General features: G+C 67.3%; 18 protein-coding genes. 10 read left to right on the forward strand and 8 right to left on the reverse strand.

What is annotated here, in order from left to right; all coding sequences use genetic code 11:
• Positions 1–101 precede the first annotated feature (101 nt).
• From R5N89_RS02130 to hrpB, 3 genes are all read right to left on the reverse strand, one after another.
• Positions 102–782 (reverse strand): response regulator transcription factor, encoded by a 681-nt coding sequence (locus R5N89_RS02130; protein WP_110568969.1) that lies wholly within the window; start codon positions 780–782, stop codon positions 102–104.
• A 33-nt stretch (positions 783–815) separates the two neighbouring features.
• Complete coding sequence (locus R5N89_RS02135; protein ID WP_110568968.1) at positions 816–2,036, reverse strand: S1C family serine protease; 1,221 nt, start codon at positions 2,034–2,036, stop codon at positions 816–818.
• Between the two features lie 180 nt (positions 2,037–2,216).
• Positions 2,217–4,775: an ATP-dependent helicase HrpB gene (gene hrpB / locus R5N89_RS02140; protein ID WP_244192155.1), complete on the reverse strand. Its 2,559-nt coding sequence runs from the start codon at positions 4,773–4,775 to the stop codon at positions 2,217–2,219.
• A gap of 93 nt (positions 4,776–4,868) precedes the next feature.
• Between hrpB and R5N89_RS02145 the strand changes: the two genes are divergently transcribed.
• Positions 4,869–6,968, forward strand: a complete 2,100-nt coding sequence (locus R5N89_RS02145) for a protein-disulfide reductase DsbD (protein WP_110568967.1) — start codon at positions 4,869–4,871, stop codon at positions 6,966–6,968.
• A gap of 108 nt (positions 6,969–7,076) precedes the next feature.
• Here the strand turns inward: R5N89_RS02145 and R5N89_RS02150 are convergent, their stop codons facing one another.
• The 5 genes from R5N89_RS02150 to R5N89_RS02170 all read right to left on the reverse strand — a co-directional run bounded on the left by R5N89_RS02150 (position 7,077) and on the right by R5N89_RS02170 (position 11,614).
• The gene (locus R5N89_RS02150) at positions 7,077–8,003 is read right to left on the reverse strand and encodes a hypothetical protein (protein WP_110568966.1); all 927 of its coding nucleotides are present in this window, start codon (positions 8,001–8,003) and stop codon (positions 7,077–7,079) included.
• 92 nt (positions 8,004–8,095) lie between these two features.
• Positions 8,096–9,076: an Hsp33 family molecular chaperone HslO gene (locus R5N89_RS02155; protein WP_110568965.1), complete on the reverse strand. Its 981-nt coding sequence runs from the start codon at positions 9,074–9,076 to the stop codon at positions 8,096–8,098.
• A 32-nt stretch (positions 9,077–9,108) separates the two neighbouring features.
• A complete protein-coding gene (locus R5N89_RS02160; protein ID WP_110568964.1) occupies positions 9,109–9,429 on the reverse strand; it encodes a hypothetical protein in 321 nt (106 codons plus the stop codon).
• On the reverse strand, positions 9,426–10,412 hold the full coding sequence (gene argF / locus R5N89_RS02165) for an ornithine carbamoyltransferase (RefSeq protein ID WP_110568963.1): 987 nt from the start codon (positions 10,410–10,412) through the stop codon (positions 9,426–9,428). The genes R5N89_RS02160 and argF overlap by 4 nt, the downstream gene beginning before the upstream one ends.
• Positions 10,409–11,614, reverse strand: a complete 1,206-nt coding sequence (locus tag R5N89_RS02170; protein ID WP_110568962.1) for an aspartate aminotransferase family protein — start codon at positions 11,612–11,614, stop codon at positions 10,409–10,411. Before R5N89_RS02170 ends, argF begins: the two co-directional genes overlap by 4 nt.
• Before the next feature lie 73 nt (positions 11,615–11,687).
• Between R5N89_RS02170 and R5N89_RS02175 the strand changes: the two genes are divergently transcribed.
• The 9 genes from R5N89_RS02175 (at position 11,688) to ileS (ending at position 19,229) form a co-directional block, all read left to right on the forward strand.
• Positions 11,688–11,939 carry a hypothetical protein gene (locus tag R5N89_RS02175; protein ID WP_110568961.1) on the forward strand — a complete coding sequence of 84 codons (252 nt, stop codon included), beginning with the start codon at positions 11,688–11,690 and terminating at the stop codon, positions 11,937–11,939.
• Entirely contained in the window at positions 11,887–12,528 is a 642-nt protein-coding gene (locus R5N89_RS02180) for a regulatory protein RecX (RefSeq protein ID WP_110568960.1), read from the forward strand. The genes R5N89_RS02175 and R5N89_RS02180 overlap by 53 nt, the downstream gene beginning before the upstream one ends.
• Positions 12,525–12,986: a CHAP domain-containing protein gene (locus R5N89_RS02185; protein WP_110568959.1), complete on the forward strand. Its 462-nt coding sequence runs from the start codon at positions 12,525–12,527 to the stop codon at positions 12,984–12,986. The genes R5N89_RS02180 and R5N89_RS02185 overlap by 4 nt, the downstream gene beginning before the upstream one ends.
• Positions 12,987–13,115: 129 nt before the next feature.
• Positions 13,116–13,361 (forward strand): twin-arginine translocase TatA/TatE family subunit, encoded by a 246-nt coding sequence (locus tag R5N89_RS02190; protein WP_110568958.1) that lies wholly within the window; start codon positions 13,116–13,118, stop codon positions 13,359–13,361.
• Between the two features lie 38 nt (positions 13,362–13,399).
• Positions 13,400–14,023, forward strand: coding sequence for a methylthioribulose 1-phosphate dehydratase (locus tag R5N89_RS02195; protein WP_110568957.1), 624 nt, complete (start codon positions 13,400–13,402; stop codon positions 14,021–14,023).
• Positions 14,020–14,562, forward strand: a complete 543-nt coding sequence (locus R5N89_RS02200; RefSeq protein WP_110568956.1) for an acireductone dioxygenase — start codon at positions 14,020–14,022, stop codon at positions 14,560–14,562. The genes R5N89_RS02195 and R5N89_RS02200 overlap by 4 nt, the downstream gene beginning before the upstream one ends.
• Positions 14,563–14,586: 24 nt before the next feature.
• Positions 14,587–15,303: an acireductone synthase gene (mtnC, locus tag R5N89_RS02205; RefSeq protein ID WP_110568955.1), complete on the forward strand. Its 717-nt coding sequence runs from the start codon at positions 14,587–14,589 to the stop codon at positions 15,301–15,303.
• Complete coding sequence (locus R5N89_RS02210) at positions 15,300–16,259, forward strand: bifunctional riboflavin kinase/FAD synthetase (RefSeq protein WP_110568954.1); 960 nt, start codon at positions 15,300–15,302, stop codon at positions 16,257–16,259. The genes mtnC and R5N89_RS02210 overlap by 4 nt, the downstream gene beginning before the upstream one ends.
• A gap of 96 nt (positions 16,260–16,355) precedes the next feature.
• Positions 16,356–19,229 carry an isoleucine--tRNA ligase gene (ileS, locus tag R5N89_RS02215; protein WP_110568953.1) on the forward strand — a complete coding sequence of 958 codons (2,874 nt, stop codon included), beginning with the start codon at positions 16,356–16,358 and terminating at the stop codon, positions 19,227–19,229.
• Positions 19,230–19,233: the final 4 nt, after the last annotated feature.

Raw genomic sequence — 19,233 nt, forward strand, 5'->3', positions numbered from 1 at the left:
GGTGCAGTCGTGCCGCCGGGGGCTGGCATGTGCCGTAAGCGACGGCTCCCTGCGCCAGACAGGGCGCGCGCCTGCCCCCGCAGGGCGGAGGGAGCCGCCTGTTACTCGGCACGCAGCATGTACCCCGCATTGCGGATGGTATGGATGAGCGGCGCGCCGAAGGGCTTGTCCACCTTCTGGCGCAGGCGCGAAACATGCACGTCGATCACGTTGGTCTGCGGGTCGAAATGGTAGTCCCACACGCCCTCGAGCAGCATGGTGCGGGTCACGACCTGGCCTGCGTGGCGGGCAAGATATTCCAAAAGGCGGAATTCACGCGGCTGAAGGTCGATCTTCTGCCCCGCCCGGCGCACCGTGCGCGAGAGCAGGTCGATCTCGAGATCGGCCACTTCCAGCTTGGTCTGGGGCGCGCTTTCGGTGCGGCCCCGGCGGCCCAGCGCCTCGACGCGGGCCAGCAGTTCGCTGAAGGCGAACGGCTTGGTCACGTAGTCATCGCCGCCCGCCTTGAGGCCCTGCACGCGGTCATCCACATCCGCCAGCGCCGAGAGCAGCAGCACGGGGGTGGTGTTGTTCTGTGCGCGGATGGTCTCGAGCAGGCGCACGCCATCAATGCCGCCGGGCAGCATGCGATCGAGTATGATCAGGTCGAACTTTTCGCTCACGGCCATGAACAGGCCGTCCTTGCCGTTATCGGTCATCTCGACCAGGTGGCCTGCTTCCTTCAGGCCCTTGGCCACGAAAGAGCGGACGGTGGGGTCATCTTCAACAACAAGAATATGCAAAACGGCCTCGTGTCGGTTGGGGCGGGGTCTTGGTCAGTCGTCCATGTCTTCATCGGGGCGGTGGCCTACGCAGGCCTCCAGGCTCATGGTATCGTGGCGGCGGCGGATATGCAGCGTTACGGTGGAAGCGGGCCGCTTCGCCGCGATCGAGCGGATCAGCATGCGCGCGGTGTCGATCGGCTCGTCATTTACCGCCGTAATGACATCGCCAATGCGCAGATGCGCCTTCATGGCCGGGCCGTCGCGGTCGATTCCCACGATCTGCACGCCGCCATGCCCCGCGCCGTCAGCCAGTGTAACACCAAGCCAGCCGCGGTCTATATGCCCGTTATGGCGCAGTTCCTCCACGATGGGGGCCACGATCTCCGATGGCAGGCCAAAGCCTATGCCCACCGAACCACCCGTGGGCGAGACGATGGCCGTGTTCACCGCCACCACCTGCCCGCCCAGATTGAAGGACGGGCCGCCGGAATTGCCGGGGTTGATGGGCGCATCGATCTGGAAAAAGTCATCGAACGGGCTGGTGCCAATGTCGCGCCCGCGCGCCGATACGATGCCTGCGGTCACGCTCGAGCCCAGCCCGAACGGGTTGCCTGCCGCCATGATCCAGTCACCGATATTGACCAGCCTGCTGTCGCCCCACGGCACGAAGGGCATGGGGTGGGGCGCATGGATCTGGATGACCGCGATATCGGTCAGGTCGTCGCTGCCCACAAGCCGGGCGGGGAACTCCGTGCCATCGGAGAGCGAGACGGTAATCTGGTCAGCCCCCCCCACCACATGCGCGTTGGTCACGATCACGCCGCCGGGGTCGATCAGGAAGCCCGAGCCCGCGCCCAGCATTTCCTCGCCATGGGCGCGCATGCGCTCGCGGAATTTATGCTCGAACGGCGTGCCTTTCACGCTTGGCGGCAGGGGCTGGCGGGTGGCGGCCTGATGGCTGTCCTGCGCCTGCGATACGGCGATGTTCACCACGGCGGGGCCAACCTGGCGCACCAGTGGCGCGAAGGTCAGCGGCCCGGTCTGCACCACCGGCGGCACGGGGGGCGCGAACAGCGAGGCACTGGCAGGCACGGTGGGCGCTGGCGCCGCCACATCCTGCGCCAGCGCCTCCGTTCCCGCGCCGGTCATGCCCAGCAGCAGGATCGGTAGCATGCGTGCAGCCGGACGGGCCGTGGCGATCCATGTCATGCCGGGGGACGGAAGAATGCGTTCATGATGAAGCATGTTATCTGAAAAAAGCGGCAATGCCATGTCTGCATGGCACGGTAGGGGCTGATGCATGCGTTTTTCGGGGCTGTCTGACAAACCCGCGCCCCGCGGCTGAAAACCACAAGACGTTTTTGGTGAAGCTTTTTTCAAAAAGCTTCGAAAAAATACTGCTTTCCCGGGGGAAAGCGGTACCCGGAATCTTTTATTATTTTAATCTGGTTCCTACGACGGACGGCGCGGGCGTGGTGGCGGCGGACTGGCTGTTGCCGGGTTTTCGGGCCAGTCGTGGCGGGGGTAGCGCCCGCGCATGTCGCGCCGCATGTCCGCCCATGACCCCGCCCAGAACCCGGCAAGGTCCGCCGTGATTGCCTGTGGCCTGCCAGCGGGCGAGAGCAGGGCGATGCGCAGGTCGAGCCTGCCATCGGCCAGGCGCGGGGTCTGGGTCACGCCATAGAAGGTCTGGGCGCGGGCGGCGGCAACCGGCACGGGCTGCAGGTAATCGATCGCGGCGCGGCCACCGGGCAGGTCCAGATGGGTGGGCAGCATGCGGTCCAGCCATTTCAGGCTGGCATGGTCCATGGTGGCGCGCAGCATGGCCAGCAGGTCCATCTCCGCCAGCGCGGACAGGCGGTTTACCCCCGCCAGCCACGGGGCGAGCCATGTTTCGGTGGTGGTGGCGAGTGCTGCATCCGACAGGTCGGGCAGATCGGGGCGGTCAAGCTGCGTGCGGGCCATCTCCACCCGTGCCTGAAGCTGGCGGCAGGCATCGGGCCACGTCAGCGTGGCAGCCAGGTTCTGCGCCGCCTGCGCACAGAGCAGGGCGCAGACCTCATCGGGGCTGGCAGTCACCGTGCGGTCGCGCAGCACGAGGTTGCCCAGCCGCAGCCTGCGCCGCGCCAGCACGCTGCCCGTGGTGGTGTCGAGCGTGGTTTCCACCTGTTCCTTCGCCCGCGCTAGCAGGGTCTGCGGCAGGTTGTCGCGCTCCAGTGGCGCGGCAAGGCAGATCTCGGCGGCCTTGCGCACATGCATGCCCGCTACCGCCAGCAGGGTGCTGCGGGCCAGTTCATCAGTTTTGGAAAGTCGGGCGCTGCCACCTCCCGCCAGCCGGAAGGAGCCGACATCGCCGCGCGCCTGCGCCACCCGGTCGGGGAAGGCGGCGGCAATCAGGGCGGCAGGATCGCCCGTAGCCTCGATATCGCGGCCCAGCCCCAGCCGCCTGCGATACTGCCGGGCGGCATGGCGGATGCGCGAGAGTGCTGCCCGGTCGGCATCGGGGTGGTCGCCGCCCGCGATCAGCTCCAGGCGCAGGCGGATATCGGCAGGCGCTGCGGGGGGCGCGCCACGGCTGCCGCCTGCGGGGCGGCGGGGGCGCAGCGGGTCGCGTTCCTCCAGCAGGGCGGCGATATCGGCGGCCATGGCGCGTTCGGCTGGCGTGCGGGCGGCCAGCATCATGGCGGCAAGGCGGGGATGCGCGCCCAAAGCGGCCATGCGCGCGCCCTCATGGGTAATGCGGCCTGCCTCATCAAGCGCGCCAAGGGCCTCAAGCAGGCTGCGCCCGGCCTCGAACGCGCCATTGGGGGGCGTGTCGGGGAAGGGCAGGTCGGCAGGCTCCGTGCCCATCGCCTCCTGCCACGCGGCGGCATCAAGCCGCAGGCCGGTCAGTTCGGCCTCCATCATTTCAGGCTGGTCGTGCGGCGGCATGGCGCGGGTGGTCATTTCGGTCCAGAGCCGGATGGCGATGCCGGGCGCCACGCGGCCTGCGCGGCCCGCGCGTTGCTGCGCGGCCGCACGCGAGATGCGTACCGTATCGAGGCGGGTCAGCCCGGTGCCCACATCCAGCCGGGGCACGCGGCGGAACCCGCCATCGACCACAATGCGCACGCCCGGCACGGTGAGCGATGTCTCGGCAATGGAGGTGGACAGGATCACCCGCCTGCGCCCGGCGGGGTGGGGGGTGAGGGCCAGATCCTGCTCGGCGGGGGGGAGCTCGCCATAAAGCGGCAGCACATCGGCATCGATGCCCGCAAGCGCTGCGCGGGCGCGGTGGATCTCGGCCACGCCGGGCAGGAAGGCCAGCACGTCGCCTTCATCGTGCGCAATGGCGGTGCGGATGGTGGCGGCCATGGCATCGGGCAGGTCGCGGCGGTGCACGAGGTCGCGCGTGGCGTGGCGGATTTCCACAGGGAACATCCGGCCTTCGCTTTCCACCCGCTCGGCATTCATACGGGTGGCGAGTGCTGCGCCATCCATGGTGGCGGACATGGCCACCAGCTTCAGTTCCGGCCGCAGGCTGCGCTGCAGGTCGAGGCAGAAGGCCAGCGCCGCATCGGCATCGACCGAGCGTTCATGGATTTCATCAAAGATCACGCAGGCCACGCCATCAAGCGTGGGGTCGGACAGCAGGCGGCGCACCAGCAGCCCCTCGGTAATCACCTCGATGCGCGTGCGCTCCGAACGCGCGCCATCGAGCCGGGTGCGGTAGCCCACCAACCCGCCAACCGGCTCATTCACCAGTTCCGCCATGCGGGTGGCGGCAGCGCGGGTGGCCAGCCTGCGCGGCTCGAGCATGAGGATGCGCCCATCGCCCCGCCATGGTGCCTGTAGCAGGGCGAGCGGTACCAGCGTGGTCTTGCCCGCACCCGGCGGGGCCACCAGAACGGCGTTGGATGTGCGCGCCAGCGCCGCCTGAAGGGCAGGCAGGGCCTGAGCCACGGGCAGGGCGGCTGCGTTCTGGGCCACAAGGGCGTGCAGCCGGTTTTGCAAGGTCGGGTCGAAAGCCATATCTTCATCTTATGGCGTCGGGCATGGTGGCGGGGCAATCCTTGCCGTGCTGCGTGGCTGCGTTTTTCCTGATCTCCTGTTTGTGGTGGAGTACTGTCCGTGCCCTTTCTGTGGCTTGTGTCGATCCTGTGCATGCTGGTCACGGCCCTGCCGGTTGCCCGTGCCGCCGAGAGCGACCCCGTAACCTCGACCCGCGCCACCGCCACGCTGGTCACGGATGATGATACCTACAGCCCCGGTCGCGCCCTGCATGTGGGGCTGCGGCTGCAACTTGCCCCCGGCTGGCACACCTACTGGCTCAACCCCGGCGATGCAGGTGATGCGCCCACCCTTGAGGTGAGCGCGCAGGGCGGGGCCACCGGGCAGGCCAGCACCATTGAATGGCCAACCCCGCGCGTGCTGCATGACGGGCCGCTGACATCCTACGCCTATACCGGCGACGTGCTGTTGCCTGTCACCTTTACCCCCGCAGCGGGCGAAGGCGATGGTCCGCTCACGCTCAGCGCCGTGGCGGACTGGCTGGTCTGTGCCGAGGTGTGCGTGCCCGAGCACGGCACGTTCAGCCTGAGCCTGCCGCGCGGAGCGCCCCGGCCTTCGGCGCAGGCGCCCGCATTTGCACAGGCTGCTGCGGCGCGCCCCGTGGCCTCGCCCTTTGCGGCAAAGGTCTCGGTAGAAGGGATCATGCAGTTGCGCGGGCCTGAACTTTCGGCTGACAGCGTGCGCGATGCCTGGTTCATGCCCGAGGTGGCGGGCGCGATCGATCAGGATGCCCCGCAGGCGGTGACGGTGCATGATGGCGTGGTGCAGCTTGCGCTGCATCCGGGGCCGGAATTCCATGGCGGTGCGAAGCTGTCCGGCATCGTGGTGCTGCGTGACGGCATGGGGCGCGAGCGCGGGTTGCAGGTCAGGCCGGAGCCGGGGGCGGTAACAGCCCTTGCCGCCCCCGTGGCGGCACCGAACACGCGCGCCAATGTGGGCGTGCTGTTGCTCATGGCGTTTGCGGGCGGCGTGATCCTGAACCTCATGCCCTGCGTCTTTCCCGTGCTGGCCATGAAGATCCTGGCCCTTGAGCGCATGGCGCGCGGGGCGCGGGGGGCTGCGCTGACGGGTGCTGCGGCTTATGGCGCGGGCGTGGTGGTGTCCTTTGTCGCACTTGGCGGCGCTATTGCGGCATTGAGGGTGGCAGGGCACGAGGCGGGGTGGGGGTTTCAGTTCCAGTCCGTGGGGTTCGTGACCGTTATCTGCCTGCTGCTGTTTGCCGTGGCCCTCAACCTGCTGGGCGTGTTCACCATCGGGCTGCGGCTGATGGGGGTGGGGGGCAACCTGCCCGCCCATGCCGGTGATTTCCTGACCGGGGTGCTGGCGGTGGTGCTGGCCTCGCCGTGCACGGCGCCGTTCATGGGGGCAGCGGTGGCGGCGGCCCTTGCGGCCTCGCCGGTGATCGGAGTGGTGGTCTTTGCCGCCCTCGGGCTGGGACTGGCCGCACCTTACCTTGTGCTGGCAGCCATGCCCGGCCTGCTGGCATGGCTGCCCAAACCGGGAAAGTGGATGGAGACGGTGCGCAACCTGCTGGCCCTGCCAGTACTGGCCACCTGCGTGTGGCTGGGCTGGGTGGCGAAGCTGGAAGGCGGCATGGATGCCCTCACCCTGCTGGGCATGGGGCTGGTGCTGGTGGCCATTGGCTGCTGGAGCCTGCGGCGTGCCAACCGGCTGGACCTGCGCGATGCCATGGCGGGGCGGGCCGGGCTGTACCGCGCGGTGGCGACATTAAGCCTGCTGGCGGCTTTTGTGGGGGGGGCCGTGCTGCCACCCGCCACGCTGCATGAGCGGGGAGCGGCGCGCGTGGCCGATGGCAGTTCCGCCTATTCCCCCACGCGCCTGGCCGAATTGCGCAGGCAGGGCCGACCTGTCTTTGTGGACATGACGGCGGCGTGGTGCATCTCATGTCTGGTCAATGAGCGTGTGGCCCTGTCGAGCCAGAGCGTGCAGGCAGCCTTTGCCAAACGCGGCATTATCTACATGAAAGGCGACTGGACCCTGCGCGATGCGGCGATTACCGCCTTTTTGCAGGCCCATGGGCGCGACGGAGTGCCGTTTTACGCCTATTACCCTGCGCATGGGGCGGAAGTGATCCTGCCTGAAATCCTCACCCCCGCCATCGTGCTGGAGATGACCGCGCCCGCGGGTAAGTGACCCGCGCAGGTGCGGCAGACAAAAGTTTTTGGCAAATCTTTTTTCAAAAAGCTTTGAAAGAACACCGCCTTTTTAAAAAAAGCGGCGCCCGGAAACTTTTGCCCGGCCTTACTGCCCCGTGCCGCCCGGCAGCGTCAGGTTGCCCGGCTGGGGGGAGCGCATCCGCGGGGTCGGGGCTGCGGTATCGTTGCCTTCGGATGAATATCCTTCAGGGAAGATCGCATCCGGTTCTTCATGGATGGGCCTGGCCTGCGCAGGTGCGGGGGCCGGGGTGGCCGCCGGTGTGGTTGCTGCGGCCTCGGGGTGGTCGTCGGTCGGGCCACCGCCAATGGTCATGGTGTCCACCCCTGTGGCCGGGCTGGCGGGCGTGGTGGTGACGGCAGGCGTATCACCATCGAGCGGCTGGGCCGCAACGCTGCCCGGTGCCTGCGGCGTGACCAGCCAGTTGCCCAGATTGGTGCGGATCTGGCTTTCCAGCTCCTGGTTCATGTCCTGCAGCATGAGGTTGGTCAGGGTATTCAGGTTCTCGGGCGTGTCGCTGTTGCCGTGCTTCTTCTTGGGGTCGAACGAGCGGGTGACCTGGGCCACGGCATAGCCGGTGCGGCGGCCATCGGCGGAGGTCACGTCCAGATGCACGTTCAGCTGCCCGTCAAGGATGCCGCCCGGCTCGTGCAGGATGGAAACGCGGTCGATGGTGAACGTGCCGCTGCCCCCGCTGCCCGCGGCGAGCAGCCGGTCATGCGCCAGCTGCTTGAGCAGGTCATCGGGCGGGTTGGGCGCGCGACCCGACAGGTCGCCCGGCACCAGACCCGGTCCGCCCCGGTCCACCACCGATATGGTGGCCACATTCAGGTTCAGCGGTGGCTGGTCACCATATTGCGGCCCGGCAAAGGTGGTCGGTTCGTCATGATGGTGGCGGCTGTAGGCGGGGGTGCTGACAGCACCCAGCGCGATCAGGGGCAGGCCTGCGGCCAGTACCACGCGCAGGCTGCGGCGTAACGACAGGGTGCTAAGCGGCGAACGGTTCGGTCGCATGGATATATCCCGATAACGGCTGGCGCACGTGGCGCGGTGGTCGATCAGGAGTGTGATCGTGCCATGTCCCGCGCCGGACGCATAGGGTGCTGTCAGGCGGTCTTGCCGCTGATCTCGCTGCGCTGGAAGTGGAAGTCATGGTTGCAGAACTGGCAGTTCATGGTGATCGTGCCGTCCTTGGCCATGTGGTCGAGGTCATCAAGCGGAAAGGTTTCCAGCAGGCTCGACAGCCGCGCGCGCGAGCAGCGGCAGCCAAAGGCCAGCGCGCGGGGCTGGCCCGTAATCAGCCCCTCGGCATGGAACAGGCGGTACAGCAGGTCAGCCGAGGCAAGCCGGTCATCAAGCACTTCGCGTGCGGTGAGGGTTGTGGCAAGCGTGATGGCGGTCTCCCACGCATCATCGCCTTCCTCGGGCGTTACGTCGGATTCGATGCCGCCGCCCATGGCGATCTTTTCCATCACCAGCGCGCCCGCGCGCCAGCCGGCTTCCGTTTTGTCACAGAACAGCTTGACCCAGCAGGCATGCTGCTCGGAGGTGGCGAAGTAATGCGCCGCCATCTCCGACAGGCTCTCCCCACTGATCTCGACAATACCCTGATGGATGTCGGTATCAGGCCCCTGGTCCACGCTGAAGGCAATGTAGCCCTTGCCCAGCAGGTCGCTTGCCGTGGGGTTGGGGTTGGTTTTGAGCAGTTCGGCCACCGCCTCATCATCCGAGCGGGCATGAAAGCGCAGCGCGCCTGCATCGGTGCAGTCGGCCAGCAGCAGGCTCAGCGGGCCATCGCCCTTGGCCTGCAGCGAGAACGACCCCTGGAACTTCAGCGCCGAAGCTAACGCCGCCACCAGTGCCAGCGCCTCGCCCGCAAGCCTGAGCACGCAGTCGGGGTTGTCATGGCGGGTCAGCAGCGTGTCGGTCAGCACGCCGGGCCGCACGAGGCGGCCGCGCACGGGCCGGTTATCGAGGTAGAACGGCACCACGCCCTGCGGCACGACTAGATCGGGCGTGTCGGGGCGGCTGGTGTCGAGAAAGGCGGGGGAGGAAATATTGGAGGTCATGGCACAAACCCGCTTCATCACGCCCCGCATTGCAGCGCGGCGCTGGGAAATCAGAGGTTGGCGGTAATATCCGCCTCCAGCGCGGCAAGGCGCTGGTCGAGGTCTTCAAGCCTGGCGGCAGGCAGCAGGCCCGTGTTTTCTACCGCGCCGAGGGCCTGCTGGCGGCATCGGTCATGCTCCATGTCCAGATCCTGTGTGCGGCCCGCACCGGCAAGGCAGTCCAGATACGCATCGCGGATGGCGTCAAGCCGCCCGTCATGCACCGGCAGCGCCGCGAAAATGTCGCGCGCGCTCTTTTCCGCCCAACCGGGCACCTCGGGCGTGTCTTCGGTGCCGCTGGGCAGGGCGGGCTGTTCGGCGGGGCCGGTCATGGGGTGGGTTCCTTTCCATATTGCTGCCAGTCCGCGCCACACAGCGCCCAGACCAGAATGCCCTTTTGCGCGTGCAGGCGGTTCTCCGCTTCATCGAACACGACGGAGCGGGGGCCTTCAAACACGTCTTCGGTCACTTCCTCCCCGATATGGGCAGGCAGGCAGTGCAGGAAAAGGGCATCGGGGGCGGCATGCGCCATCAGCGCCGCATCAACCCGGTAGGGTTCGAACGCGCTCACCCGCTGGTCGGATGCCTTGTCAGACATGCTGACCCAGGTATCGGTAATGATCGCATCAGCGTCTTTTACCGCGGCAGCCGGGTCGGTCGTGACCGTGATGTCGGCCCCATGTTCACGCGCCCACGCAACCGCCGCGACCGAGGGCGCATGGGTGGGCGGCGTTGCCAGCCGCAGGCTGAAGCCGAACAGGGCGGCGGCCTCGATGAAGGAGGTGGCGACATTGTTGCCATCGCCCACCCAGGCCAGTGTGCGGCCCCTGATCGGGCCGCGATGTTCCTCGAACGTCATGATGTCGGCCATGATCTGCACGGGGTGCGAATCCGGCGTCAGGCCGTTGATGACCGGCACGCTGCTCCACCGCGCCAGCTCGCGCAGGTTCTCGGTCTTGCCGGTGCGCAGCACGATGGCATCGACAAAGCGTGACAGCACGCGCGCGGTATCGGCAATGCTTTCCCCGCGCCCAAGCTGCATGTCGGATGGCGCAAGCAGCACCACGTTGCCGCCAAGCTGCTGCATGCCCACTTCAAACGAGACGCGCGTGCGCGTGGAGGGCTTGGAGAGCATCAGCCCCAGTGCGCGGCCACGCAGCGGCAGGGCCGGGTGCAGCGGGCGCGCCCTGTGGTCCTGCATGCGCTTGATGCCGCTGGCCACATCAAGGATGGCGCGCAGTGTCGCGGCATTGAGGTCCTTGAGGTCAAGGAAGTGGCGGGGGGTGACATGAGTGGGGGTGCGTAGCGCGTTCATGCCACAGTCTCCGCATTGGTGGCCGCGAGGTGGGCCTGCACGCGCGCAGCCGCCCGGCCCAGCATGGACAGGGCGGCTGTGCAGTCGGCCTCGGTCACGGTCAGGGGGGGGAGCAGGCGCAGCACGTTGTCGCCCGCCGTCACGCACAGCATGCCCTCGCCCGTCGCCGCGTTCTGCACCAGTGCTACATCGGGCCTGCATTTCAGGCCGATGAGCAGCCCGAGGCCGCGATGGGCGGTGAAAACGTTGGGGTAAGTGGCGATCAGCCTGTCAAAGCCTGCGTCAAGCTGGGCCGCGCGGGCCTGCACGCCTTCAAGGAAGCCGGGGGCGAGGATGATGTCGAGCACCGCGTTGGCGGCGGCGCAGGCCAGCGGGCTGCCGCCAAAGGTGGTGCCGTGGCTGCCGGGCGTCATGTGCTTTGCAATGGTCTCGGTCGTCAGCACCGCCCCCATGGGGAAGCCACCGGCAATGCCCTTGGCGGTGGACAGGATGTCAGGCGTGATGTCCGACCATTCATAGGCGAACAGGCGGCCGGTGCGGCCCATGCCGCACTGTACCTCGTCCACGCCCAGGAACAGGCCGTATTCATCGCACGCGGCCCGCAGTTCGCGCATGAAGCGCGGGTCGGCGACATGGATGCCGCTTTCGCCCTGCACCGGCTCGATCATGATGCCTGCCGTCTCGGCGCCAATGGCGTCGCGCACGGCGTTCATGTTGTTGAGCGGCACGTGGTCGAAGCCTTCCACCCGCGGGCCGAAGCCATCGAGGTATTTGGCGTTGCCGGTGGCTGACAGCGTGGCCAGCGTGCGCCCGTGGAAGGCGCCGTTGAAGCAGATGATGCGCGTGCGCTCGGGGTGGCCGGACTTGGCCTGCGCGCGGCGGATCATCTTAATCATGCCTTCATTGGCTTCCGCGCCCGAATTGCAGAAGAAGGCGCTATCGGCAAAGCTGTTGGCCACCAGCCGCTCGGCCAGCTTTTCCGCCTGCGGCACGCGATACAGGTTGGAGACATGCATGACGCGCTGCGCCTGCTGCGTGATGGCCTGCACCAGATGCGGGTTGTTGTGCCCGACCGAGGACGTGGCGATGCCGGAGCCAAAATCGAGGAATCGTCGCCCGTCCACCGTGTACAGCCAGGCGCCTTCGCCACGCTCGAAAGCGAGGTCGGCGCGATTGTAATTCGGCATCAGGGCGGAAATCATGGAATGGCCTTGCGATTTCGGTTCAAAGAAAAAAGAATGATGGTCCAGAAACGAAAATAACCCACCGCTCGGGGTGGGCATCTTTTCCTTCCTGCTTTTTCCAGCCCTCAATGCGGGGCCTTCGCCCACCGCGCCCGAGGCCGGAAAAGCGGAAGAATATGGCGCGCCGGGCCGAAATGCAACCTTCAGCGCCATTTCCACCCCGCGTTCTGGCCATGCCTGCCATACTGCCATAGGCGCGCGCGGGCTGATTGTGGCACACTGCATGCATCATGGTGGCCCGTCCTTCCCGTTCCGCACCCCGCCCGCTGCCGCCAGCGCCTGATGGTGCTGCGCTGCGCGCGGTCGCGCTGGCCTATCTGGCCCGCTTCTCGGCCACACGGGCGGGGGTGACGCGGGTGCTGACCCGCCATGTCGACCGCTGGGCGCGGCGTGCGGTTGATGGCGGAATGGACGGGGAGGAGGCCGCGCGCAGCGTGCAGCCCGCCCGTGCGCTGATCGGGCGCATCGTGGCCGACATGGAAGGGCTTGGTGCGGTGGATGATGCCCGTTTTGCCGAATTCCGCGCCCGTTCGCTGGCACGGGCCGGGCGTTCGCGCCGCATGGTTGCCGCCCATCTGAGCGCGCGCGGCGTGGATGAGGCGACGGCAGGGGTTGCAGTGGAGGAAGCGCTGGGCGCGCGCGATGGCGAAGGGCGCGAAACCGAGCTGGCCGCCGCTCTTGTGTTCATCCGCAAGCGCCGGGCGGGGCCTTTCCTGCGGGCCGATGCCGATGAGGCGGAGGCCGCCCTGCGCCACCGCCGCGCAATGGATGCCATGGCGCGCGCGGGCTTTACGCGCGATACGGCGCGCACGGCGCTGGATATGGACCGTGACGAGGCGGAGGACAGGATCATGCGTATGAGGATGGCGTGAAGCGCGTGCTGGCGCGGGGGGCAGGGGGGCTTGCGCTCCTGTCGCTTGCGGCATGCGCCGGGGGCAGCGGGCAGGGCTGGCACGGCGCGCTGCAGTGCGCGCCCTATGCGCGGCAGGTCACGCATGTGCAGTTGCGCGGCGATGCGGCCTCATGGTGGGGGCAGGCGCAGGGGCATTACCCCCGCACGCATGTGCCGAGCCGGGGGGCGGTGCTGGTGTTCCGCGCGACAGGCCGCCTGCCCGATGGGCATGTCTCGGTCGTGCAGCAGGTGCGCGGCCCGCGTGAGGTGCTGGTGGACCAGGCCAACTGGGTGCCAGGGCGGGTGGGTCATGGCGAGCCGGTAGTCGATGTATCGGGCCGCAATGACTGGTCGCGGGTCAAGGTCTGGTGGTCCCCCATTCACGGCATGGGCAAAACCGTCTATCCTGCCTACGGGTTCATCCTGCCACGGGGCTGAGTGGCGTGCGGCAGGGGTGCTTGCATATCATGCGCTCTCCCCTCACATAGGCGGGGAGGGCAGGTCGCTTCCATACGGGAGGGCGGCCAACACGGTATTTTGCGTCATGGACGCGGATCGGGGGATGCGATGGGTAGCTTGAGCTGGGGACATTGGCTGATCGTACTGGCAGTGGTGCTGGTACTGTTTGGCGGCGGCGGCAAGATCAGTTCGCTCATGGGTGACATGGCGCGCGGGATCAAGTCGTTCAAGAAGAACATGGCCGATGACGAGCCGCATGAGCCCGTTGCCTCCGGCCACCTCCAGGGGCCGGGCAAGGAAAAGGACGCAACCTTTACCGAAGCGCCGCAGCCTTCCACCAATAACGTGAAATGACGCGTCTTTCCGATCGCGCGGGCGGGCGGCTTTAAGTCATGGCGCAGGCAGTTTTTCCCGCAGGGGCTTATTGCCGCGCGGTAGAGCGGATCATCGCCGCAGGCCAGCGCATGGACCGCTTCGGCTGGGTGCCCGCCACCGCAGGCAATATCAGCATCCGCCTGCCTGATGGCAATCTGGCCATCACGCGCTCGGGCGGGCACAAGGGGCTGCTCGGGCCGGATGGGGTGATCTGCGTCGATCCGCAGGGCCGCCCGCTTGCCGCAGGCGACCGGCCGAGCGCCGAGACGCTGCTGCACTGCCAGGTCTATGCCCATGACCTGGCGGCGGGCGCCGTGCTGCATGGTCATTCGGTCGCCTCCACCGTGCTGTCGATGGCAGGCGGCGATGGCCTCGTGCTTGAAGGCTACGAGGTGCAGAAGGTCTTTGCCGGGCAGGACACGCATGCGGCCCGCGTGCATGTGCCCATATTCGACAATGACCAGGACATCGCCCGCCTGTCGCGCGTGGTGGCCCCGCATCTGGCTGGCATGTGCGCGGGCTACATCATCCGCGGCCACGGGGTATATGTGTGGGGCAATGACATGGACATGGCCCTTGCGCGGCTGGAAGGACTCGAGTTCCTGCTCGCCTGCGAACTGGAAAAAAGGAAGCTCCCATGAGCCGCCTCAATGTCTATGCCGACAACAATCCCGGCACGCCCATCATTCACCTGACCGACCCCGCCCGCATCGCCGCCGAACTTGCGCCCATTGGCGTGCGCTTTGAGCAGTGGAACAGCCCGGTCACCCCCGACCGCGCGGCGCCCGAGGCCGAGGTGCTGGCCGCCTATCGCCCCTATCTCGACCAGTTGATGGGCGAGACGGGCGCCGGTTCCGCCGATGTGCTGCGCGTTGGCCCCGACACGCAGGGCTGGGCGGAGGCGCGGCGCAAATACCTGTCCGAGCACACGCATGGCGAGGACGAGGTGCGGTTTTTCGTGCATGGGCAGGGTGATTTCATCCTGCATGTGAATGGCCGCGTGTATGACGTGCGCTGCACGGCGGGCGACCTGATCTCGGTGCCCGCAGGCACGCCGCACTGGTTTGATGGTGGCGAGACGCCCGATTTCGTGACGCTGCGCATCTTCACCAACCCCGATGGCTGGATCGCGCGCTATACCGGCAGTGATATCGCAGCCAGCTTCCCCGCCGAAGCCTGAGCCGCCCCGAAGGAGAACAAGACCGTGACCCAGGCCACGCAGCCGCCAGTACGCGCGGTGCTGCTGGATATCGAGGGGACGACCATACCGGTTTCCTTCGTCCATGCGACCCTGTTCCCCTATGCCCGCAAGGCGCTGCCCGCCCTGCTGCGCAACCATGCGGATGACCCCGCGGTGCAGGCCCAGATTGCTGAAATCGCGCGCCTTGCCCCCGGCGAGCCCCCCCTGCGCCAGCTTGAGGCGTGGATGGACGCGGATGCCAAGGTTGCACCGCTCAAGGCCCTGCAGGGCATGGTCTGGGCACAGGGCTACGCCGAGGGCGTGCTCAAGGCAGCCCTCTACCCCGACGTGGTGCCCGCCCTGCGCTGCTGGGCTGCGGCGGGGCTTTCGCTTGCGGTCTATTCCTCCGGCTCGGTGGCGGCGCAGAAGCTGATCTATGGCCACACGACCGAGGGCGACCTGAGCAACGTGTTCGTAGGCTTTTACGACCTGCAGATGGGTGGCAAGCGCGATGCCGAAAGCTATCGCCACATCCTTGACGCCGCGCGCTGGCAGGCGGGCGACGTGCTGTTCCTGTCCGATGTGGTGGCCGAGCTTGACGCGGCGGCGCAGGCAGGCCTGCGCACCTGCCAGATCGTGCACCCCGAGGATGGCACGCAGCCCGGCGCCACGCACCCGGTAGCAGGCTCGCTGGCCGAGGTGGCGCAGCGTTTCGGCCTGCCCCACCCGGAGGTGGCATGAAGGCGCGGCTGCATACCGACTGGCGCGATATTCCCGATAGCGCGCGCGGGTGCGTGGCCGCCCTGGGCAATTTTGATGGCGTGCATATGGGCCATGCCCATCTGGTCCATGCGCTGCATGCCGCCCGCCCCGAGCGTGAGCTGGCGGTGGTGACCTTCGAGCCGCATCCGCGCGAACTTTTCCGCCCGCAGGACCCGCCCTTTCGCCTGACCCTGCCCGAGGAGCGTTTTACAGCCCTCGCCGCCCTTGGGGTGAAGCATGTGTTCCAGATCGGGTTCGATCAGGAATTCAGCGCCATGGGGGCCGAGCATTTCGTGACCCGCGTGCTGCATGAAGGGCTTGGGCTGCGCCATGTCGCCTGCGGCATGGATTTTGCCTTTGGCCACCGCAGGCAGGGCAATGTCGACTTCCTGACCGAGCAGACCGAGGCGCTGGGCATCGGGCTGACGGTGGTGCCGCCTCTATCCGATTCGCTGGGACCGTATTCCTCAAGCCGCATCCGCAGGCTGTTGCAGGATGGCTATCCCGAGCGCGCGGCGGAGGAACTCGGGCGCCCCTGGTCGATTCGCGGCGTGGTGCAGCATGGCGACAAGCGTGGCCGCCTGCTCGGCTTCCCCACCGCCAACATCGCCCTTGGCCGCCACCTTGAGCCCGCGCGCGGGGTTTATGCCGTGAGCGTGCGCCTGTCCGATGGCCGGGTCTGTCCCGGCGTTGCCAATATCGGCCGCAGGCCCACCATCAATGACGGGCAGGAAAGCCGGCTGGAAGTGCACCTGCTCGGCTTTGATGGCGACCTGTATGGCCAGACCCTGTCGGTGGCGCTGCATACGCTGCTACGCGCCGAGCGCCGGTTTGACGGGCTCGATGCGCTCAAGGCGCAGATCGCGCGGGATTCCGCGCAGGCCAGCGCCTGGCTTGCCGCGCGCCAGACAGGCGGCCCGCCGGCCAAGGCTTGACCGCGCCGCGCTACGGCACCCATAAGGTTGCGCCCCCTGAGGTTGCGTCTTTTGGGGCCAACTGACCTTTCCCCTGCCAGAAGAACAGAACAGGCCATGTCCGAGTCAAAACCACAGGATCTCTATCGGGAGACGGTCTTCCTGCCGACGACCTCCTTCCCCATGCGCGGCAACCTGCCCCGGCGGGAACCCGAGATTCTGGCGGGGTGGGAAGGCGAAAAGCTCGATGCGCGCCTGTTCGAGCAGGCGAAGGGGCGTGACGTGTTCATGCTCCATGATGGCCCGCCTTACGCCAACGGCCACCTGCATATCGGCCACGCGCTGAACAAGATCCTCAAGGACGTGATCAACCGCGCCCACCGCATGGCGGGCTACGGCATCCATTACGTGCCGGGCTGGGATTGCCACGGCCTGCCGATCGAATGGAAGATCGAGGAGGAATACCGCAAGCGCGGGCAGGACAAGGACAGCGTGCCCGTGCTGCAGTTCCGCGCCGAGTGCCGCGCCTATGCCCAGAAATGGCTCGACACGCAGGCCAGCGAGTTCCGCAGGCTGGGCGTGCAGGCGGAGTGGGCGAACCGCTACGCCACCATGGATTTCTCATCGGAAGCGGCGATTGCGGGCGAGATCGGCAAGTTCCTGCTCAACGGCCTGCTGTATCGTGGCCTGCGCCCGGTCATGTGGAGCCCGGTTGAAAAGACCGCGCTGGCCGAGGCCGAGATCGAATATCGCGACCACGAATCCACCGCCATTCACGTGGCCTTCCCCTTCGTGACCGACCCCACGCCCGCCAGGGCGCTTGAAGACGTGGCCGCCGTGATCTGGACCACCACGCCGTGGACCATTCCCGCCAACCGCGCCATCGCTTACGGCCCGGACATCACCTATGCCGTGGTGCGGGTTGATGGCGTGAGCGAGAACGCGACGTTGGAGCCCGAAGCAAAGATACTGGTGGCCGAGGACCTGATCGCGCCGTTCTGCGAGGCTGCCGGGGTTACGGCCCACCACGTTCTCTACACCCTGCCCGGCAGCGCGCTGGAGGGGGCGATCTCCGCCCATCCGCTGCGGGGGCAGGGCTATGATTTCGACGTGCCGCTGCTGCCCGGCGAGCACGTGACGACCGAGGCAGGCACGGGCCTCGTGCACACCGCCCCCGCCCATGGCGAGGACGACTTCAACCTTGGCCGCGCCTATGGCCTCGAGATCACCGAACTGGTGATGGATGATGGCCGCTACGCCGACTATGTGCCGCTCTTTGCCGGTGGCCATGTGTTCAAGGCCGCCGAGCCGGTGTGCCAGGCCCTGCTTGAGGCCATGCAGCGCGCCGTAAGCGCGGGCACGGCGCCAAGCGGGCTGGTGGCGCGGGCGACGCTTGTGCATTCCTATCCGCATTCATGGCGCTCGCGCGCGCCGATCATCTACCGCGCCACGCCGCAATGGTTCATTCGCATGGATGGCGAAGGCCACCTGCGCGACCGCGCGCTGGCAGCGCTGGAGAAGGTGACTTTCGTGCCCGCGCAGGCGCGTAACCGCCTGACCTCCATGGTCGCGGGCCGTCCCGACTGGTGCATCAGCCGCCAGCGCGCCTGGGGCGTGCCCATTGCCGTATTCGTGGAAAAGCGCACCGGCGAGGTGCTGCGTGATAAGGAGGTGATGGAGCGCATCGTCACCGCCTTCCGCGCCGAAGGGGCGGATGCGTGGTACAGCTCGCCTGCCTCGCGCTTCCTTGGCGAAGGCCGCAACCCCGATGATTACGAGCAGGTGTTCGACATCGTGGATGTGTGGTTCGAGAGTGGCTCGACCCATGCCTTCGTGCTCGGTCATGGCGACATGCCTTTCCCCGCCGACCTGTATCTTGAAGGCTCGGACCAGCATCGCGGCTGGTTCCAGTCCTCGCTGCTCGAAAGTGTCGGCACGCGCGGCATCGCACCCTACAAGGCGCTGGTGACCAACGGCTTCGTGCTTGATGAGCAGGGCCGCAAGATGTCGAAGTCGCTGGGCAATGTCATTGCGCCGCAGGATGTCAATGACAGCCTTGGCGCCGACATCCTGCGCCTGTGGGTCATGAACTCGGATACCAACGAGGACCTGCGCATCGGCAAGGAAATCCTCAAGCAGCAGGGCGAGCTTTACCGCCGCCTGCGCAACACGCTGCGCTGGCTGCTCGGGGCGCTTGACGGCTTTACCGAGGCCGAGCGCGTGCCCTACGCCGAACTGCCCGAGCTTGAGCGCTGGGTGCTGCACCGCATGACCGAACTCGGCGGCCTCGTGGCCAGCGCGGTCGAAACGCATGAATGGGTGGGTGTGTACCCCGCGCTGCACGGCTTCTGCGCGGCTGACCTGTCGGCCTTCTATTTCGACGTGCGCAAGGACACCATCTACTGCGATGGCCCTTCGAGCCTGAAGCGCCGCGCGGCCCGCACGGTGCTCGACCACCTGCACCGCAACCTGTGCGCATGGCTGGCCCCGGTGCTGGTGTTTACGGCGGAGGAAGCCTGGCTGGCCCGCCCCGGCAACACCGAGAGCGTGCACCTGCAGGCCTTCGCGGAACTGCCTGCCGAGTGGAACGACCCCGAACTGGGCGAGCGCTGGGCCATGCTGCGCGCCGTGCGCCGCGTCATCACCACCGAGATCGAGACCGCGCGGCGTGACGGGCTGGTCAAGTCCTCGCTGCAGGCGGCGCTCGAACTGCCCCTGTCGGAGGCGGAAGCAGCACGGTTTGCCGATGTGGACTGGGCGGAGCTGAGCATTGTCTCGCAGGCCGATGTAACCGTGGTGGCGGGTAGCGGCTCGATCTATCTGGGCGAGGACGAAGCGCAGCAGGGCACGCCGCACGGCATTCCCACCATCAGCGTGGCCACCGGGCATAAATGCGCGCGCTGCTGGAAAGTGCTTGATGAGGTGGGGCAGGATACCCATCACCCCGAGCTGTGCCTGCGCTGTGTCGATGTGGTGCAGGGCAAGGCATAGCCGC

This window comes from Komagataeibacter sucrofermentans DSM 15973 (genome assembly GCF_040581405.1).
Classification (GTDB): Bacteria; Pseudomonadota; Alphaproteobacteria; order Acetobacterales; family Acetobacteraceae; genus Komagataeibacter; species Komagataeibacter sucrofermentans.

What these genes read in the sequence shown, in the direction of transcription:
- R5N89_RS02135 (WP_110568968.1), bottom strand. Translation starts at nt 2,036, where the DNA reads ATGGCATTGCCGCTTTTTTCAGATAACATGCTTCATCATGAACGCATT.
- hrpB (WP_244192155.1), bottom strand. Translation starts at nt 4,775, where the DNA reads ATGGCTTTCGACCCGACCTTGCAAAACCGGCTGCACGCCCTTGTGGCC.
- R5N89_RS02150 (WP_110568966.1), bottom strand. Translation starts at nt 8,003, where the DNA reads ATGCGACCGAACCGTTCGCCGCTTAGCACCCTGTCGTTACGCCGCAGC.
- R5N89_RS02155 (WP_110568965.1), bottom strand. Translation starts at nt 9,076, where the DNA reads ATGAAGCGGGTTTGTGCCATGACCTCCAATATTTCCTCCCCCGCCTTT.
- R5N89_RS02160 (WP_110568964.1), bottom strand. Translation starts at nt 9,429, where the DNA reads ATGACCGGCCCCGCCGAACAGCCCGCCCTGCCCAGCGGCACCGAAGAC.
- argF (WP_110568963.1), bottom strand. Translation starts at nt 10,412, where the DNA reads ATGAACGCGCTACGCACCCCCACTCATGTCACCCCCCGCCACTTCCTT.
- R5N89_RS02170 (WP_110568962.1), bottom strand. Translation starts at nt 11,614, where the DNA reads ATGATTTCCGCCCTGATGCCGAATTACAATCGCGCCGACCTCGCTTTC.
- R5N89_RS02180 (WP_110568960.1), top strand. Translation starts at nt 11,887, where the DNA reads ATGGTGGCCCGTCCTTCCCGTTCCGCACCCCGCCCGCTGCCGCCAGCG.
- R5N89_RS02190 (WP_110568958.1), top strand. Translation starts at nt 13,116, where the DNA reads ATGGGTAGCTTGAGCTGGGGACATTGGCTGATCGTACTGGCAGTGGTG.
- R5N89_RS02195 (WP_110568957.1), top strand. Translation starts at nt 13,400, where the DNA reads ATGGCGCAGGCAGTTTTTCCCGCAGGGGCTTATTGCCGCGCGGTAGAG.
- R5N89_RS02200 (WP_110568956.1), top strand. Translation starts at nt 14,020, where the DNA reads ATGAGCCGCCTCAATGTCTATGCCGACAACAATCCCGGCACGCCCATC.
- R5N89_RS02210 (WP_110568954.1), top strand. Translation starts at nt 15,300, where the DNA reads ATGAAGGCGCGGCTGCATACCGACTGGCGCGATATTCCCGATAGCGCG.
- ileS (WP_110568953.1), top strand. Translation starts at nt 16,356, where the DNA reads ATGTCCGAGTCAAAACCACAGGATCTCTATCGGGAGACGGTCTTCCTG.